Raw genomic sequence first — 16,467 nt, forward strand, 5'->3', positions numbered from 1 at the left:
TGATAAAATCACCGTCTTTTGCCATAGTCGAACTCCGTGCGGTAAGGCGTTTCGCCCCTACAGAGGCTTTTTTTAACGGCGTTTTTTCAAGAATTCAAGCATGTCATTACTGACCCAGATTTTCGGCAGCCGCAACCAGCGGCTGCTCAAGCAATACCAAAAAACGGTACGCGAGATCAATGCGCTCGAGCCGGCGATGGAAAAACTGTCGGATGCCGAGCTGCAAGCAAAGACGCCCGCCTTCAAGGAGCGCATCGCCAACGGCGAAGAGATCGACGCGCTGTTGCCGGAAGCGTTCGCCGTCTGCCGCGAAGCCAGCAAGCGCGTATTCAAGATGCGCCACTTCGACGTGCAGATGATCGGCGGCATGGTTCTGCACTACGGCAAGATCGCCGAAATGGGCACCGGCGAGGGCAAGACCCTGACCGCGACCCTGCCGGCCTATCTGAACGCGCTGTCGGGCAAGGGCGTGCACATCGTCACCGTCAACGATTATCTGGCGCAGCGCGACGCCGAGACCATGTCCAAGCTGTACGGCTGGCTGGGCCTGACCTGCGGCGTGAACCTGTCGCAGATGGAGCACGGCGCCAAGCAGCAGGCGTACGCGTCCGACATCACCTACGGCACCAACAACGAATTCGGCTTCGACTACCTGCGCGACAACATGGTGTTCGAAGCCCGCGACCGCGTGCAGCGCGCGCTGAACTTCGGCATCGTCGATGAAGTCGACTCGATCCTGATCGACGAAGCCCGCACCCCGCTGATCATCTCCGGCCAGGCCGAGAATCATACCGACCTGTACTACAAGATCAACGAAGTGCCGCGCCTGCTGACGCAGCAGGTCGGCGAAGAAACCCCGGACGGCAAAGGCAAGGTCGACGTCCCGGGCGACTACACCAAGGACGAAAAAGCCCATCAGGTGCTGCTGACCGAAGCCGGCCACGAAAAGGCCGAGGCCATCCTCACCAAGATGGGCCTGCTGCCGGAAGGCGCCTCGCTGTACGACTCGGCCAACATCACGCTGGTGCACCACCTGTACGCCGCGCTGCGCGCGCACGCGCTCTACTTCAAGGACCAGCACTACGTGGTGCAGAACAATGAAGTGGTGATCGTCGACGAATTCACCGGCCGCCTGATGACGGGCCGCCGCTGGTCGGACGGCCTGCACCAGGCGGTCGAAGCGAAAGAGGGCGTCAAGATCCAGAACGAGAACCAGACGCTGGCCTCGATCACCTTCCAGAACTACTTCCGCATGTACGCCAAGCTGGCGGGCATGACCGGCACCGCCGACACCGAAGCCTACGAATTCCAGGAAATCTACGGCCTCGAAACCGTGGTGATCCCGCCCAACCGTCCGTTGCAGCGCAAGGACCGCCAGGATCAGGTCTACAAATCGTCGGCCGAGAAGTACAACGCCATGATGCTGGAAATCCGCGAATGCTACGAGCGCGGCCAACCGGTGCTGGTCGGCACCACCTCGATTGAAAACTCGGAACTGCTGTCGTCCATCCTGACCAAGGGCGGCCTGCCGCACAACGTCCTGAACGCGAAACAGCACGCCCGCGAAGCGGAAATCATCGCCCAGGCCGGTTCGCCGAAAGCGATCACCATCGCCACCAACATGGCCGGTCGCGGTACCGACATCGTGTTGGGCGGTAACGTCGAAAGCCAGATCAAGTTCATCGACGCCGATCCGGCGCTGAGCGACGCTGAAAAAGCCGCCAAGGCGCAGGCGCTGCGCGACGGCTGGCAGGCGCTGCACGAGCAGGTGGTCGCCGCCGGCGGCCTGCATATCGTCGGCACCGAGCGCCACGAATCGCGCCGCGTCGACAACCAGCTGCGCGGCCGCGCCGCGCGCCAGGGCGATCCGGGCATGTCGCGCTTCTTCCTGTCGCTGGACGACCAGCTGCTGCGCATCTTCGCCGGCGACCGCGTGCGCGCCGTCATGGACCGCCTGAAGATGCCGGAAGGCGAACCGATCGAAGCGGGCATCGTCTCGCGCTCGATCGAGTCGGCGCAGCGCAAAGTGGAAGCGCGCAACTTCGACATCCGCAAGCAGTTGCTGGAATACGACGACGTCGCCAACGACCAGCGCAAAGTGATCTACCAGCAGCGTAACGAGCTGCTGGAAGCGACCGATATTTCGGAGCTGATCCAGTCGCTGCGCCACGGCGCCTTCACCGACCTGGTGCGCGAATACGTGCCGGCCGAATCGGTCGAGGAACAGTGGAACATCAAGGGCCTGGAAGCGGCGCTGGCCGCCGAGTGGCAAATCGACCTGCCGCTGCGCGCGATGCTGGAGTCGGAGCAGAACCTGAACGACGAAGACATCCTGGAACGCGTGATCGCCGCGGCGGACGCGCTGTACCAGACCAAGATCGACATCGTCGGCAAGGAATCGTTCGGCGGCTTCGAGCGCAACGTGATGCTGCAAAGCGTCGACAGCCACTGGCGCGAGCACCTGGCGGCGCTGGACCACCTGCGCCAGGGTATCCACCTGCGCGGCTATGCGCAGAAGAATCCGAAGCAGGAGTACAAGCGCGAAGCGTTCGAGCTGTTCGGCCAGATGCTGGACATGATCAAGAACGAAGTGGTCAAGCTGATCATGACGGTGCGCATCCAGTCGCGCGAAGAGATCGACGCGGCCGAAGCGGCGATGCAGCAGTCGCACGTCGAGAACGTCAGCTACCAGCACGCCGACTTCAACCCGAACGCGGCGCCGGAAGAATTGCTGGCGCCGGCGCAAGGCTCGGGCCTGCCGCCGGAGCTGCAAGGCTTGAGCGGCGAGCAGCTGATGGAGCTGGGCCTGAAGGTCGGCCGCAACGATCCATGCCCTTGCGGCAGCGGCAAGAAGTACAAAGCCTGCCACGGCAAGCTGGCATAAAAACCGGGGTCAGTTCCGGCATCGCGTCACGAGCTCAACCGTAGCAATCGCTACGGTTGAGCTCGTGACGCGATGCCGGAACTGACCCCGGTTTCATGTGCGCTGCGGCGCGCTGCGCGGCAGCAGCATGCGCACCGTGGTGCCGTCGCCCGGCGCCGACTCGATGCTGATGCGTCCGCCCAGCACGCCGGTGACGATGTTGTAGACGATGTTCATCCCCAACCCGGTGCCGCCCTGGCCCATCTTGGTGGTGAAGAAGGGATCGAACACCCGCCGCAGCACATCCTCCGCCATGCCGACGCCGTTGTCGCTGAAGGTCAGCTCCACCGTCGCCTCGTCCACCGTCTCGGCGCACACCGTGATCACGCCGCCCTTGCCTTGCTCGAATGCGTGGCTCAGCGTGTTGTTCACCAGGTTGTTGAGGATCTGGTACAAGCCGCCCGGATACGAATCGAAGGTCAGTCCGGCGGGAATCTTCAGCACCGTCTCGCACTGCGCGCGCTTCAGACGCGGGGTGTAGGTCGACACCGTGTCCTGCACCGCAGCCAACAGGTCGAACTGGCGGCGCTGGTCGTTGGTCTGGTCGACCGCGATCTGCTTGAACGAGGAAATCAACTCGGCCGCCTTGTGCAGCGAACCGGAAATCAGCTCGCTGACCAGGCGCACCTCCTCCAGATGCGCCATCAGCTCCGAGCGCCGCAGCGCGCCGGCCGCGACGTGGCGGTCGAACTCCACCACCCGGTCGCGCAGCGAGGTCGAGGCCAGCAGGCTGTTGCCGATCGGCGTGTTGAGCTCGTGTGCGATGCCCGCCACCAGCGAGCCCAGCGACGCCATCTTCTCCGACGCCAGCAGCTCGTCCTGGGTGCGCTGCAAGGTCTCCAGCGCCGCGCTGAGGTCGGCGTTGGCGCGTTCCAGCGCCGCCGAGCGCTCGCTGACCCGGCTCTCCAGCGACACGTTCAAATCCTTCAGCTCGCGCTTGGCGTTGAGCTCCTCGGTCAGGTCGAGGAACGCCCAGATGATGGCGTCGTGGCCGTCCAAGGTCAGCGACGAGGTCCAGATCGACGCGCTGCCGACGCTGCCGTCGTGCATCAGCACGCCGGCGATCGAGCCGTGCACGCCGCCTTCGGTCTGGTAGATGCGCCAGATGCGGTCGCACTCCAGCCGGCTGGCCCAGAACGGCACCTGGTCGCTGCGCTTGCCGATCAGGCCGGTGGCGGAGACGCCGAAGGCGTAGGTCACGGCGCGGTTGGCGGCGATGATGCGGCCGTCGCGGTCCGACACCGTCAGCGGCAGCGGCGCCATGTCGAACAGCGTCTTGAAGCGCGCCTCCGATTCCGACAGCAGCCGCTGCGATTGCTCCAGCTGGCCGATGCGGTCGCACAGCGCGCGGCTCATCGAGTTCAGCGCGCGCGCGAACACGGCGATCTCGTCGTCGCCCTGCACCGGCAAGGTCTGGCTGTAGTCGCCCAGCGCCATCTGTTGCGACTGCTCGGTCAGCGCCTCCAGGCGGCGGCCGATGCCGTGGGTAAACGCATAGAACAGCAGCAAGCCGATGGCGAAGCCGAACAGCGAAATCACGCCGCCCTGCCACATCACCTCGTCGCGCGCCTGCTTCAGGTCCTTGGTGGTGAGGCCGAAGTTGATCGAGCCGATCTGGTTGTCGCGTAGCAGCAGCGGCGAGCGCGCGTGCAGCGTCGAATCGCTGATGATGGTGCGCACGCCGCGGAAGCTGGCGACGCCGGCCTTGCCGCTTTGCCGCAGCACGGCCGGCAGCGGCTTGTCGCGCTTGCCGACGGCAATGATCGGTTGTTCGTTTTGGTCGAGGATGGTCAGATAGCGCAGGAAGCTGTCGTCCGGGTCGGACAGCATCTCGGCCAGGTAGCTGTTCAATTCGGGCAGGCGGCCGCGCGTGGCGTAGGGGCTGAGCGACACGTTCAGCGTGACCGCGTATTCCTGCGCCACGCGCTCGGCGTTGGTGCTGACGGCGTGGTCCATCAGGCGCAGGCTGTTCCAGATCAGCAAGCCGATCATCAGCGCCTGGATCACGGCGCTCAGCAGCAGAAACTTCGCGCGTAGCGATAAGCTCAAAACGTGCACTCCTTGTGGCGATGCGGGGAGCGCATGCGCCAACCGCCCGGATAGGGCGGTTGGCGGTCAGGGCTACCGGAGGATTACGGCAGGGTAAGTATGACCTTGACGGTGTCGTCGACGGCCGACTTGTCAATATACCCGATCGCCTTCGGATCGGCAGCAACTGCTTTCTTCACCTCGGCGTTGCCGGCGTATTCCTTCGGCGGCGTGGCCTTGCCGGTGAACACCAGCTTGGACCAGAGCGCCTTTACCTGCGCCGGATCCTTGTCGGCGACCTTGCGGTAGAAGTCGGCGCGGATGGGCGAACTTTCCGGCTGGTCGACCGGCGTGAACAGGTTGGATTTGCCGAGGAAAAATTGCGACGCCTGTTCCGAGAACATGCGCGTGGCCGGATTCTTCTGGCTGACGATGACGACGGTTTCGGCCGAGGCGCGGGTGGTGACGGTGGCGGCGGCGATGGCGGCCAGGGCCAGTGCCAGGGTGGACATCGGATGTTTCATGCTGTCTCCCGGATCAGAATACGAAGTCGAGGCCGGCGGCCACGACGGTGACATTACTCTTGACGCCGGCGGCCGGCGCGAAGATCAGCGCGCCCGACTTGGCGCCCGGCTTGATGCGGTCGACCTGCACCTTCAGCGCCACCGACTTGGCGAAGTCCCAGCGCACGCCGATCAGGTCCGAGGTCTGCTCGGCCGAGGCCAGCACGTTGTTGACGGTGGCCGCCAGCACGCCGGTTTTCGGGAAGGCGGCCGGCAGCGCGATCGAATGGCCGGCGTCGCTGTACGAGGCGTGCGAATAGTAGGGCAGCACCTTGCCGATGCGGTAGCCGACCATCGTGTACCAGGCGTTGGTGTCCGGAATGTAGACCGCCTCCTTGGCGCGGCGCTGGGCGTACTCGGCCTGGGCCACGATGTTGTTCCAGTCCATGGTGGCGCCGATCGAGGTGAAGGCGATCTTCTTGCCGTCGACCAGGCTGATGTCGTTGGCCAGCTGGGCGAAGCCGACCGTCTTCAGCGTCGTGGTCAGGCTGTTGATCGGCGTGATGTCGTTGCTTTTCAGATCGGCGCGGGCGTGCGCCACGCGCAGCGTGAACGGGCCGTATTCGCCGCCGACGCTGATGCCGGCCGCCGGCGCGCGATAGGTCGCGACCGAACCGCCGCCGGTCGGAATGAACAGCTTGCCGCGGCTGACGCCGACGAAGGCCTGGGTGGTGAAGTTGAAATCGCCGAAGGCGCGCTGGAAGTTGATGTCGGCGCCGTCGACGTTTTCAATCGGCGCCTGGGCGTACATCTCGATCGGTGGCCGCATCATGGTGTTGGCGTAGCCGACGTTCTGGTAATCGGAGATCAGGAAGATCGGCATCACCACGCGGCCGACGCGCACGCTGGTCTCGTCGTTGATGCGCGCCTTGAGGAAGGCCCAGGTCAGGTCGGTGGTGAAGGTCGGGCTGGTGTTCTTGCGGGTCAGCACCTGCGCGGTGCCGGACAGCCAGTCGTTGAACTTGTAGGTGGCCTGCAGGCCGAGGTTGGTGTCGAGGCCGATGCGGGCCTTGTCGGCCACGCCTTCGGCCTGGTTGTAGCGGGCGAACTGCGCCTGCTCGCTGTTGCTCTTGGCCACGCCCAGCGTGCCGAAACCGCTGATGCTGAGGTCGCCGTCGTCCATGATGCCGGCCCGCGCCGGCATCGCGGCCGTGGCCGCCAGCACGGCAGCTACTAAAAGTTGCTTTTTCATATGTGGAGAGTCCTGAGTTTATTCTAAGTGTAATGGGGGAGTTGTCTACGACATGCGGGGCTGGGGCATATGGCTTCACCTTAGACTAATTTCCAAGCGGCATGAAATACAAAAGTTTAATGTGTGGCTTTTATACAAAAAACTCCATGAATTCAGGGGCTTGTACGACTTCCTTGCGGTAGTTTTTAAGCAAATTTGTGGATTGATACAGCAACTACAAGTCACCGCAAGTCCGGCAGCGCCGGGCCGCGCCAAGTGGGCGTTGAGGTATTACAATAGCGGCTCCCACTTTCCACCCACGAGATCACTACTATGGCCGTCAATTCCCCTCTGCCCGTCGCCTCCGCCCTGAAGCCAGTCGCGGGCATCGAAATCGGTTTCGCCGAAGCCGGCATCAAGAAACCGAACCGCAAGGACGTGCTGGTCATGAAACTCGCGCCGACCGCCACCGTGGCCGGCGTATTCACGCTGAACCGCTTCTGCGCCGCGCCGGTGCAGGTCGCCAAGGCGCACCTGGCCGCCGCCAAGACCAGCGGCAAGCCGATCGCCGCGCTGCTGGTCAACACCGGCAACGCCAACGCCGGCACCGGCGAGCTGGGCCTGGCGCTGGCCAACGAGACCTGCGTCGCGCTGGCCGCGCAGCTGGGCTGCGACGCGGCGCAGATCCTGCCGTTCTCGACCGGCGTGATCCTTGAACCGCTGCCGGCCGCCAAGGTCATCGCCGGCTTGCCGCAAGCCATCGCCGGCCTCAAGGCCGACAACTGGTTCAACGCCGCCGAAGCCATCATGACCACCGACACCCAGCCGAAGGCCGGCTCGCGCACGGTCAGCATCGGCGGCCACGCGGTCACCATGAGCGGCATCAGCAAAGGCGCCGGCATGATCAAGCCTAACATGGCGACCATGCTTGGCTACCTGGCGTTCGACGCCAAGGTGGCGCAGCCGGTGCTGGACGTGCTGGTCAAGCAGGTGGCGGACCAGACCTTCAACTGCATCACCATCGACGGCGACACCTCGACCAACGATTCCTTCATGCTGATCGCCACCGGCGCCGGCGGGCTGGAAGTGAACTCGGTCGATTCGCCGGAGTACGCCGAACTGGCGGCCGCCGTCACCGAACTGTCGCTGTTCCTGGCGCAGGCCATCGTGCGCGATGGCGAGGGCGCCACCAAGTTCATCACCATCACCGTCGAAGACGGCGCCAGCGTCGAAGAGTGCCGCAAGATCGCCTACTCGATCGGCCATTCGCCGCTGGTCAAGACCGCGTTCTTCGCGTCCGACCCGAACCTGGGCCGCATCCTGGCGGCGATCGGCTACGCCGGCGTCGACGACCTCGACGTCAGCAAGCTGAACCTGTACCTGGACGATGTGTGGGTGGCGAAGAACGGCGGCCGCAATCCGGACTACAAGGAAGAAGACGGCCAGCGCGTGATGCAGCAGAGCGAAATCGGCGTACGCGTCAAGCTGGCGCGCGGCGACGCCTCCGCCACCATCTACACCTGCGACCTGTCGCATGAGTACGTGACCATCAACGCCGACTACCGTTCGTAACATGGCGACGCCACTCGAACAATTCCTGGTGCGCGCCGAGGCCCTGCTGGCGCGCGTGGAAGCGGTGCTGCCGCAGGCGCCGCGCGAGCCGGACTGGAAGCTGGGCTTCGCGTTCCGTTGGCGCAAGCGCAACGGCGGCGGCGCCAGCTATCTGCAAGCGGTGGCGCACGTCTCGCCGATCGCGCTGGACGACTTGCAGCACATCGGTCCGCAGAAGGAGCAGATCGAACAGAACACGCGCCAGTTCGTGCAGGGCAAGCCGGCCAACAACGTGCTGCTGACCGGCGCGCGCGGCACCGGCAAGTCGTCGCTGATCAAGGCTTGCCTGAACCAGTTCGGCAAGGACGGGCTGCGCCTGATCGAAGTCGACAAGGCCGACCTGGCCGAGTTGCCGGACATCGTGGACATCGTCGCCGGGCGGCCGGAGCGCTTCATCATCTTCTGCGACGACCTGTCGTTCGAAGAAGGCGAGAGCGGCTACAAGGCGCTGAAGGTGGCGCTGGACGGCAGCATCTCGGCGCAGTCGGACAATGTGCTGATCTACGCCACCTCCAACCGCCGCCATCTGATGCCGGAGCGGATGTCCGACAACATGAGCTACAAGCACGACGAGGACGGCGACCTGCATCCGGGCGAGACGGTGGAAGAGAAGATTTCGTTGTCGGAGCGCTTCGGCCTGTGGCTGACGTTCTACCCGTTCAAGCAGGACGATTATGTGGCGATTGTCGGCCACTGGCTGTCGTCGCTCGGTTGCAGCGAGGCGCAGATCGAAGCGGCGCGCGCCGACGCCTTGCGCTGGGCCTTGCAGCGCGGCTCGCGCTCGGGCCGCGTGGCCTGGCAGTTCGCCAAGGATTACGCGGGAAAGCAGCTGTGACCGCGCCGGTCAATGTCGCGGTGGGCATCCTGATGAAGCCGAACGGCGACGTGCTGCTGGGCCAGCGTCCGGCCGGCAAGCCGTACGACGGCTATTGGGAATTCCCGGGCGGTAAGGTCGATCCGGGCGAGACCATCCTGGAAGCGCTGAAGCGCGAATTCGTCGAAGAGCTGGGTCTGACCATCAACAGCGCCGAGGAATGGTGCGGCGTCGAATACGTGTATCCGCACGCGCATGTGCGGCTGCACTTTTACATCAGCCGCGATTGGAGCGGCGAGCCGCAAAGCCTGGAGGGGCAGGCCTTCGCCTGGCAGGGCGCGGTCGGCGTCGAGCCGCTGCTGCCGGCCACCATCCCGCTGCTGGAGTGGCTGGACCTGGTGCGCTACGGCGATTAAAGGCGGGGTCAGTTCCGGCATCGTGCCACGAGCTCTGCCGTAGCGTACGCTACGGCAGAGCTCGTGGCACGATGCCGGAACTGACCCCGCCGTAAAATATTTGCATCGCGCTGCATCCAAACGGCGCGCTGGCGGGTAGTACAGGTATCGGCAGCCATTTCGCTGTCCGATCCCTTACCACCGACCAGGAGCCCGTCATGCAAATCATCCCATCCGCCGTAGTCGTCGCCGGCGCCGTCATGTTGTCCGCCTGCGCCAGCGCGCCCATGTTCAGCCAGCAAGCGTTGCCGGCCGCCGTGCAGGTGCCCGCCGGCCACAGCGTCGCCATGGAAACCGTCGGCGCCGGCGACATCACCTATGAATGCAAGCTGAAGAAGGACAGCGCCGACCAGTTCGAATGGACCTTCATCGGCCCGGACGCGGTGTTGAGCGATCGCGGCGGCAAGGCCGTCGGCAAATACTTCGGCCCACCGGCCACCTGGCAGAACAACGACGGCTCCAAGGTCACCGCCACCCAGGTCGCGGTCGCGCCGGCCGGCGCCGGCAATATCCCGAGCCAGCTGGTCAAGGCCAATCCGGCCATGGGCAGCGGCGCCATGAGCGGCGTCAGCTACATCCAGCGCGTCGCCACCAAGGGCGGCGTCGCGCCGGCCTCGGCCTGTGCGGCGGCCAATGCCGGCAGCAAGCAGAAGGTCCAGTACCAGGCCGACTACATCTTCTGGAAAGCAGCCTGAGGGCAGGCCGGCACGGCAGGGCGATCGGCTATAATCGGCCGGACGCTCATCCGGGCGCGGCCCTACCCACCCACCTGCCGATGCCCAACGCTTCCGACGGATTTGATTACGATGCTGTGCTGCGCGCCTGCGCCCAGGGCGAGCAGCAGGCTTTGCATCGCCTGTATCAACAGGACGGGCGGCATTTGCTGGGCGTCGCGCTGCGCATCGTGCGGCGGCGCGACATGGCCGAAGACGTGTTGCACGACGCCTTCGTCAGCATCTGGCAAAAGGCCGCCAGCTTCGACGCCGCACGCGGCGCGGCGCGCGGCTGGATCTTCAGCGTGGTGCGGCACCAGGCGTTGAACGCGCTGCGCGGCAGCGAACGCGAAGTACAGGCCGACGCCGATACGCTCGACGCGCTGCAGGAAGCGCAGGCGGGCAACACCGCCGATACGGTGGCCGAACAATTCGAACTGCAGGCCAGTATGGGGCGCTTGCAGGACTGCCTTGAAAACCTGGATAGCGCCAAGCGCAACAGCATCATCTGCGCCTATGTCGATGGTTGCAGCCACAGCGAAATCGCGGCGCGGCTGAACGCGCCGCTCGGCTCGGTTAAGGCCTGGCTCAAGCGCGGCCTCGCCGCTTTGCGGGAGTGCATGGGATGAATGAATCGCTGGAACAATTGCAGCAGCTGGCCGGCGAATACGTGCTGGGCACCTTGCCGGCCGCCATGCGGCGCGAGGTTGAACAGCGTTTGGCAAACGAGCCGCAACTGCGCGCCGAGGTCGACGCGTGGGAGCGCCGCTTGCTGCCGTTGACCGAGCTGGCGCCGCCGGTCGAGCCGTCAGCCCGACTATGGCCGCGCATCGACGGCAGCATGCAGCGCGCGGCCGCAGTGGGCGGCGCGCCGGCCGTCGCGGTGGACACGGTCGACGCCTGGCGCCGCTGGTGGGACGATCTGCGGCTGTGGCGCGGCCTTGCCGGCGGCGCGGTGGCGGCCAGCCTGGTGCTGGCGGCCTTGCTGCTGGTGAAACCGGAAACGCCGGGCCCGGCCTACATGGTGGTGCTGTCCGCGCCGCAGGACCAGGGCGCCGGCTGGGTGGTGCAGGCCAGCCTCGACCGCAAGCTGACGCTGACCCCGCTGCACGGCACCATCGTGCCCGACCGCAAAGCCTTGCAATTCTGGACCAAGGGGACGAACTGGAATGGCCCGGTATCGCTCGGGCTGGTGGCGCCCGACCGCGCGCGCAAGCTGGCACTGGACCAGCTGCCGCCGGTGGAGCCGGATCAATTATTTGAAATCACGCTGGAACCGGCGACCGGCTCTCCGACCGGCAGACCGACCGGGCCGGTGCTCTACATCGGCAAAGCGGTCAAGGTGATGTAACAACCAGCGGTGTCAGTGCCGACATTCGGACACGAGCTCAACCGTAGCGTACGCTACGGTTGAGCTCGTGTCCGAATGTCGGCACTGACACCGATGTGGGTTATTCTTCTTCGAGCGGATCTTTCGGCGGCGCGGCGGGGATCGCGTATTTTTCCTCGGCCCAGGCGCCGAGGTCGATCTGTTTGCAGCGTTCCGAGCAGAACGGGCGGTATTTATTTTCTTCCTTCCACTCCACTTTCTTGGAGCAGGTAGGGCAGTCAACTACGGTGGCCATAATTTGAATCTTAGAAGTTACAAAGCGTGAGCTCGAATGGTACATCATCTTCCAGCGGCTTGGGTTTCAGGTCGCCGCCCTGGGTCGTGAAGCGCACCCACAGCATGTACTTGTTGGCCGAAATTTCGGGAATCGCGCCCATCGACTCGTCCAGCGTCAAACGCAGCATCTGATAGACCTTGCCCTGCAACATCTGCTGATAGCTGCCCGCCGCCGCGATCATCTTGACCGGGCCGCCGGAATCGCGCAGCAGCCGCAGCACCAGGCCCAGCGCGTCGAACAGCGGCGCCAGCGGCGCGAACCAGGTCGCGATATCGTTGAAACGCTGCTCCGCCGGGCGCTTCTGCCAGGCGTAATACGACGGCAAATCGAATTCGCAGGCGCCGCCCGGAATGATGGTGCGGCCGCGGATGCTCATCAGCCATTCGTTGTCGCGCACGTTCTGGCCGGTCTTGCCCTGGGCCGCGACCAGCGCGCTGCTGACGCCGTCGAGTTCGGCCAGGATGGCGTCCAGCGTTTCCGCCTGGACGTTGGGATTCATGCGATAGCCGAGCAGGCTTTGGCGCTGGCGTTCCAGTTCCTGCAGCAGATCGGATTTCAGATCGGCGCGGCCGGCCACTTCCAGCATGTCGAAGATGGTCGCCAGCGCGACATGGTGCTGCATAGGATGTTCTTGATGCACAAAGAACTTGAATTTCTCGTACAGATCCTCTAATCGCAACAACGTGCGTATGCGCTCGTTGAAAGGATATTCGTAGACAATCAAAATAACATCCCTCTATTTGTAGACCCGCGATTAATTCTCGTGATTTTGAAGCAAGCCAAGCAAAATTACAAACGTTGCGAAGGTATTGTCGCCGTTCTTTTTGAAAATGCCAGATATAAATTGTGTAAACGGTCGATTTGGGGCGTCAAGGCCTCGATTCCGGCGCTGTTTTCAATCACGTCGTCGGCCGCGTCGAGCCGCGCCTGGCGGCCGACCTGCGCCGCCATGATGGCTTTGACCTGGCTTTCCGGTAAATTGTTGCGCGCCATGACGCGCGCGATTTGCACTTCCTCCGGGCAGTCTACCGCAAGAATGCGCGTGACCCGCTCACGCCAGGTACCGGATTCGATCAGCAGCGGCACCGCATAGATCACATAGCTGCCGGTGGCGGCGGCGGCGGCGGCCAGCGCGGCGTCGCGGATGCGCGGATGCAGGATGGCTTCCAGCCTGGCCTTGGCGCCGGTGTCGGCGAACACCAGGCTGCGCATGCGGGCGCGGTCCAGCGCGCCGGCGGCGTCGGCGAACGCCGGGCCGAAGGCGGCGACGATGGCCGGCATCGCCGCGCCGTGCGGCGCGGTCAGGCTGTGGGCGATCAGGTCGGTGTCGACGATGCTGGCGCCGCGCGCGGCGAACAGGTCGGCCACGGTGCTCTTGCCGCTGCCGATGCCGCCGGTGAGGCCGATGGAGAAGGGCGGAAGCGGCGCTGCAGCGGTCATGTTATCGGCTGAAACTCAGGGTGAAGGCGGACAGCGGCGCGCCATACAGCATGGCGATCAGCCCGGCCGCCGCCAAGTAGGGACCGAACGGGATCGGGTTGTTGCGGCCATGCTTGGCGAACACGATCAGCGCGATGCCGACCACGGCGCCCACCACCGACGACAGCAGGATGATGGTCGGCAGCATGGTCCAGCCCATCCACGCGCCCAACGCGGCCAGCAATTTGAAGTCACCATAGCCCATGCCCTCCTTGCCTGTCGCCAGCTTGAACAGCCAATAGATGGACCATAGCACCAGATAGCCGGCCGCCGCGCCGATCACCGCCTCCTGCAACGGCACGTAGGTGCCGTTGACGTTCATCAGCAATCCGGCCCACAGCAGCGGGTAGGTCAGATCGTCCGGCAACAGCTGGGTGTCGAAGTCGATGAAGGTCATCGCGATCAGCGCATACAGGAAGAACAGCGCGGCCAGCCCGGCCCAGCCGCTGCCGAGCTTCCACACCACCAGCGCCGACAAGACGCCGGTCAGCGCCTCGACCGCCGGATAGCGCGCCGAGATCGGCGCCTTGCAGTTGCTGCAGCGGCCGCGCAGCACCAGGTAGCTGACCACCGGGATGTTCTCCAGCGCCGTGATCTGGTGCTTGCAGTGCGGACAGGCCGAGCGCGGCACCATCAGGTTGTAGCGGTCGGTGTGCGGCAGCGGCTTGCCGCTTTCCTCGGCGACGTAGTTGTCCGATTCGCGCTGCATCATTTTCGGCAGGCGGTGGATCACGACGTTGAGGAAGCTGCCGAAGAGCAAGCCGAACAAGCCGGCGATCAGGGCGATGGGCAGGTCGCCGGCGGCGGCGAACAGCAGGGTCGATTGCGACATAGAGGAATCAGCACAGGTGGATGGTCACGGGCCCATATTAAAGCATTACAGCAACATTGCGGGATGGTTTTTCGGACCTTCTCTCTCGTCGGGGAGATTGGAAGCGTATTGAGTTTATGACAAGATGAACCCATTGCTTTCCGCTCGGAGACCGCTCTTGTCGTCTTATTCGCCAATGCCGCTGTATCTGATGCTGGGCTTGCTCACCGCCTGTGCCTTGTTCGCCAGTGTATTTTTTGTTGCTTTGCGCCGCGTCCGGCACCGCTACGAATTCCGCTTGCGGCAACTGGCCGAGCGTGAGCGCGTGGCCACCGGCCTGCACGACACCTTGTTGCAAAGCATGCAGGGCATGATCCTGCGCTTCCAGGGCGTCAGCCACCGCCTGCCGCAGGGCAGCCCGGAGCGCGCCACCATCGAAGCCATCCTCGACCAGGCCGACGAGGTGCTGGCCGAAGGCCGGCACCAGATCCTGGCGCTGCGCATGCCGGTGGTTTACGGCGACAACCTGAGCCAGGCCCTGGCGGCGGTCGGCCAGTCGCTGGAGGAAAGTTTCAACACACCGTTCCGCATGATCGTCACGGCGCGGCCGGTGGCGGTCGACGGCGACCGCAGCGAAGAGATCTACGGCATCGCGCGCGAGGCGCTGTACAACGCCTTCCAGCACGCGCAGGCCGGACATATCGAGCTGGAGTTGGTGTACGGCTGCGAGTTCCTCACGCTGTACGTGCGCGACGACGGCCGTGGCATGGCCGACGCGCCGGCGGCCGGAGGCGCCGGCTATCGCGGCCTGGCCGGCATGCGCGAACGCGCCGAGCGCATGGGCGGCAACATCGAAGTGTTGAGCCTGCCGGAGCGCGGCACCGAGGTGATCCTGAAAGTGCCCGGCGAGCTGGTTTACCAGGCGCCGAGCCGGGGCCGCTGGCGCCGCCTGAGCGCCTGGCTGGCGCGCACCGAGGTCGGCGACTAGCGGGCTTGCGACCTACACCACCGCGCCCAGTTTGAAGATCGGCAGGTACATGGCGACCACCAGGCCGCCGATCAGCACGCCCAGGATGACCATGATCGCCGGTTCCATCAGGCTGGCCAGCGCGCCGACCGCCTCGTCGACTTCCTCCTCGTAGAAGTCGGCCACCTTGCCCAGCATCGCGTCCAGCGAACCGGACTCCTCGCCGATGGCGACCATCTGCGTCACCATGTTGGGGAACACGTCGGCGTTCTGCATCGCCACCGTCAGGCTGGTGCCGGTGCTGACCTCGTTCTGGATCTTGCGCGTGGCGTCGAGGTAGACCGCGTTGCCGGCCGCGCCGCCCACCGAGTCGAGCGACTCGACCAGCGGCACGCCGGCGGCGAACATGGTCGCCAGCGTGCGGGTCCAGCGGGCGATGGTGGCCTTGCGGATCACGTCGCCGAACACCGGCAACTTGAGCAGCAGCTTGTCCATGAAGCGCTGCATTTGCAGCGAGCGCTGCCAGGCGCGGAAGAAGAAGTAGATCGAGGAGAACAAGCCGAGGAAGATCACGTACCACCACTTGACGAAGAATTCCGAGATCGCCATCACGAACAGCGTCGGCGCCGGCAGGTCGGCGCCGAAGCTGGTGAATACTTCCTTGAACGCCGGCACCACCCAGATCATGATCACCGCCGTGACGATGAAGGCCACCGCCAGGATCGACACCGGATACATCAGCGCCGACTTGATCTTGGCCTTCATCGCCAGCGTCTTTTCCTTGTAGATGGCAAGCCGGGTCAGCAAGTCCTCCAGGATGCCGGCCTGCTCGCCGGCGCCGACCAGGTTGCAGAACAGCGGATCGAAGTACAGCGGGAACTTGCGGAACGCCTGGTTCAGGCTGGTGCCGGTCTCGATGTCGGCGCGCAGGTCCATCACCAGCTTGGAGACCGACGGGTTGGAGTGGCCCTTGCCGACGATGTCGAACGATTGCAGCAGCGGCACGCCGGCTTTCATCATGGTCGCCAGCTGGCGCGTGAACAGCGAGATATCCTTGTCGGTGACCTTCTTGCCGGAGCGGTAGGCCTTCTTCTTGACCTTGGTGACCATGATGCCCTGGCGGCGCAGGGTGACGTTGACCACCGCCTCGCCGCCGGCGCGCAGTTCGCCGCGCACCGTCTTGCCGGTCTTGTCCTTGCCTTCCCAGGCGAAGATCGATTCCTTGACCTGGTGGCCCGCGTTGCCGGATGTAGCCATGAGTGTAT

General features: G+C 64.7%; 16 protein-coding genes. 8 read left to right on the forward strand and 8 right to left on the reverse strand.

The annotated features are described in order from the left end of the window. The first annotated feature begins 100 nt into the window (after positions 1-100). A complete protein-coding gene (gene secA / locus GW587_RS16310; protein ID WP_166105098.1) occupies positions 101-2,884 on the forward strand; it encodes a preprotein translocase subunit SecA in 2,784 nt (927 codons plus the stop codon). 93 nt (positions 2,885-2,977) lie between these two features. Here the strand turns inward: secA and GW587_RS16315 are convergent, their stop codons facing one another. The 3 genes from GW587_RS16315 to GW587_RS16325 all read right to left on the reverse strand — a co-directional run bounded on the left by GW587_RS16315 (position 2,978) and on the right by GW587_RS16325 (position 6,706). Further along, positions 2,978-4,972, reverse strand: a complete 1,995-nt coding sequence (locus GW587_RS16315) for an ATP-binding protein (RefSeq protein WP_166105101.1) — start codon at positions 4,970-4,972, stop codon at positions 2,978-2,980. An 83-nt stretch (positions 4,973-5,055) separates the two neighbouring features. Next, entirely contained in the window at positions 5,056-5,463 is a 408-nt protein-coding gene (locus GW587_RS16320) for a type 2 periplasmic-binding domain-containing protein (protein ID WP_166105582.1), read from the reverse strand. Between the two features lie 25 nt (positions 5,464-5,488). Further along, a complete protein-coding gene (locus GW587_RS16325; protein WP_166105104.1) occupies positions 5,489-6,706 on the reverse strand; it encodes a porin in 1,218 nt (405 codons plus the stop codon). A 312-nt stretch (positions 6,707-7,018) separates the two neighbouring features. Between GW587_RS16325 and argJ the strand changes: the two genes are divergently transcribed. The 6 genes from argJ to GW587_RS16355 all read left to right on the forward strand — a co-directional run bounded on the left by argJ (position 7,019) and on the right by GW587_RS16355 (position 11,629). Continuing rightward, on the forward strand, positions 7,019-8,257 hold the full coding sequence (gene argJ / locus GW587_RS16330) for a bifunctional glutamate N-acetyltransferase/amino-acid acetyltransferase ArgJ (protein ID WP_166105106.1): 1,239 nt from the start codon (positions 7,019-7,021) through the stop codon (positions 8,255-8,257). 1 nt (position 8,258) lies between these two features. Beyond that, positions 8,259-9,131 carry an ATP-binding protein gene (locus GW587_RS16335; RefSeq protein ID WP_166105109.1) on the forward strand — a complete coding sequence of 291 codons (873 nt, stop codon included), beginning with the start codon at positions 8,259-8,261 and terminating at the stop codon, positions 9,129-9,131. After that, complete coding sequence (locus GW587_RS16340; RefSeq protein ID WP_166105111.1) at positions 9,128-9,526, forward strand: NUDIX domain-containing protein; 399 nt, start codon at positions 9,128-9,130, stop codon at positions 9,524-9,526. Before GW587_RS16335 ends, GW587_RS16340 begins: the two co-directional genes overlap by 4 nt. Before the next feature lie 197 nt (positions 9,527-9,723). After that, complete coding sequence (locus GW587_RS16345) at positions 9,724-10,260, forward strand: DUF3455 domain-containing protein (protein WP_166105114.1); 537 nt, start codon at positions 9,724-9,726, stop codon at positions 10,258-10,260. Between the two features lie 80 nt (positions 10,261-10,340). Continuing rightward, entirely contained in the window at positions 10,341-10,907 is a 567-nt protein-coding gene (locus tag GW587_RS16350) for a sigma-70 family RNA polymerase sigma factor (RefSeq protein ID WP_166105116.1), read from the forward strand. Then, positions 10,904-11,629, forward strand: a complete 726-nt coding sequence (locus tag GW587_RS16355) for an anti-sigma factor (RefSeq protein ID WP_166105120.1) — start codon at positions 10,904-10,906, stop codon at positions 11,627-11,629. Before GW587_RS16350 ends, GW587_RS16355 begins: the two co-directional genes overlap by 4 nt. A 100-nt stretch (positions 11,630-11,729) precedes the next feature. On the opposite strand, the gene yacG is transcribed toward GW587_RS16355, so the two are convergent. From yacG to GW587_RS16375, 4 genes are all read right to left on the reverse strand, one after another. Continuing rightward, positions 11,730-11,903 carry a DNA gyrase inhibitor YacG gene (gene yacG, locus GW587_RS16360; RefSeq protein ID WP_166105123.1) on the reverse strand — a complete coding sequence of 58 codons (174 nt, stop codon included), beginning with the start codon at positions 11,901-11,903 and terminating at the stop codon, positions 11,730-11,732. Between the two features lie 10 nt (positions 11,904-11,913). Beyond that, positions 11,914-12,669 carry a cell division protein ZapD gene (gene zapD, locus GW587_RS16365; RefSeq protein ID WP_166105126.1) on the reverse strand — a complete coding sequence of 252 codons (756 nt, stop codon included), beginning with the start codon at positions 12,667-12,669 and terminating at the stop codon, positions 11,914-11,916. A 65-nt stretch (positions 12,670-12,734) separates the two neighbouring features. Further along, on the reverse strand, positions 12,735-13,385 hold the full coding sequence (coaE, locus tag GW587_RS16370; protein WP_166105128.1) for a dephospho-CoA kinase: 651 nt from the start codon (positions 13,383-13,385) through the stop codon (positions 12,735-12,737). A 1-nt stretch (position 13,386) separates the two neighbouring features. Further along, positions 13,387-14,256: a prepilin peptidase gene (locus tag GW587_RS16375; protein ID WP_166105131.1), complete on the reverse strand. Its 870-nt coding sequence runs from the start codon at positions 14,254-14,256 to the stop codon at positions 13,387-13,389. A 157-nt stretch (positions 14,257-14,413) separates the two neighbouring features. Between GW587_RS16375 and GW587_RS16380 the strand changes: the two genes are divergently transcribed. Next, positions 14,414-15,223, forward strand: coding sequence for a sensor histidine kinase (locus GW587_RS16380; RefSeq protein ID WP_166105134.1), 810 nt, complete (start codon positions 14,414-14,416; stop codon positions 15,221-15,223). Between the two features lie 12 nt (positions 15,224-15,235). Here the strand turns inward: GW587_RS16380 and GW587_RS16385 are convergent, their stop codons facing one another. Beyond that, positions 15,236-16,459, reverse strand: coding sequence for a type II secretion system F family protein (locus GW587_RS16385; protein WP_166105137.1), 1,224 nt, complete (start codon positions 16,457-16,459; stop codon positions 15,236-15,238). Positions 16,460-16,467: the final 8 nt, after the last annotated feature.

Origin of the sequence: Duganella aceris, assembly GCF_011090165.1 — a bacterium.
Lineage (GTDB): Bacteria > Pseudomonadota > Gammaproteobacteria > Burkholderiales > Burkholderiaceae_D > Rugamonas > Rugamonas aceris.

What these genes read in the sequence shown, in the direction of transcription:
- GW587_RS16335 (WP_166105109.1), top strand. Translation starts at nt 8,259, where the DNA reads ATGGCGACGCCACTCGAACAATTCCTGGTGCGCGCCGAGGCCCTGCTG.
- GW587_RS16355 (WP_166105120.1), top strand. Translation starts at nt 10,904, where the DNA reads ATGAATGAATCGCTGGAACAATTGCAGCAGCTGGCCGGCGAATACGTG.
- GW587_RS16320 (WP_166105582.1), bottom strand. Translation starts at nt 5,463, where the DNA reads ATGTCCACCCTGGCACTGGCCCTGGCCGCCATCGCCGCCGCCACCGTC.
- GW587_RS16345 (WP_166105114.1), top strand. Translation starts at nt 9,724, where the DNA reads ATGCAAATCATCCCATCCGCCGTAGTCGTCGCCGGCGCCGTCATGTTG.
- secA (WP_166105098.1), top strand. Translation starts at nt 101, where the DNA reads ATGTCATTACTGACCCAGATTTTCGGCAGCCGCAACCAGCGGCTGCTC.
- yacG (WP_166105123.1), bottom strand. Translation starts at nt 11,903, where the DNA reads ATGGCCACCGTAGTTGACTGCCCTACCTGCTCCAAGAAAGTGGAGTGG.
- GW587_RS16350 (WP_166105116.1), top strand. Translation starts at nt 10,341, where the DNA reads ATGCCCAACGCTTCCGACGGATTTGATTACGATGCTGTGCTGCGCGCC.
- argJ (WP_166105106.1), top strand. Translation starts at nt 7,019, where the DNA reads ATGGCCGTCAATTCCCCTCTGCCCGTCGCCTCCGCCCTGAAGCCAGTC.
- GW587_RS16385 (WP_166105137.1), bottom strand. Translation starts at nt 16,459, where the DNA reads ATGGCTACATCCGGCAACGCGGGCCACCAGGTCAAGGAATCGATCTTC.
- coaE (WP_166105128.1), bottom strand. Translation starts at nt 13,385, where the DNA reads ATGACCGCTGCAGCGCCGCTTCCGCCCTTCTCCATCGGCCTCACCGGC.
- GW587_RS16325 (WP_166105104.1), bottom strand. Translation starts at nt 6,706, where the DNA reads ATGAAAAAGCAACTTTTAGTAGCTGCCGTGCTGGCGGCCACGGCCGCG.
- GW587_RS16375 (WP_166105131.1), bottom strand. Translation starts at nt 14,256, where the DNA reads ATGTCGCAATCGACCCTGCTGTTCGCCGCCGCCGGCGACCTGCCCATC.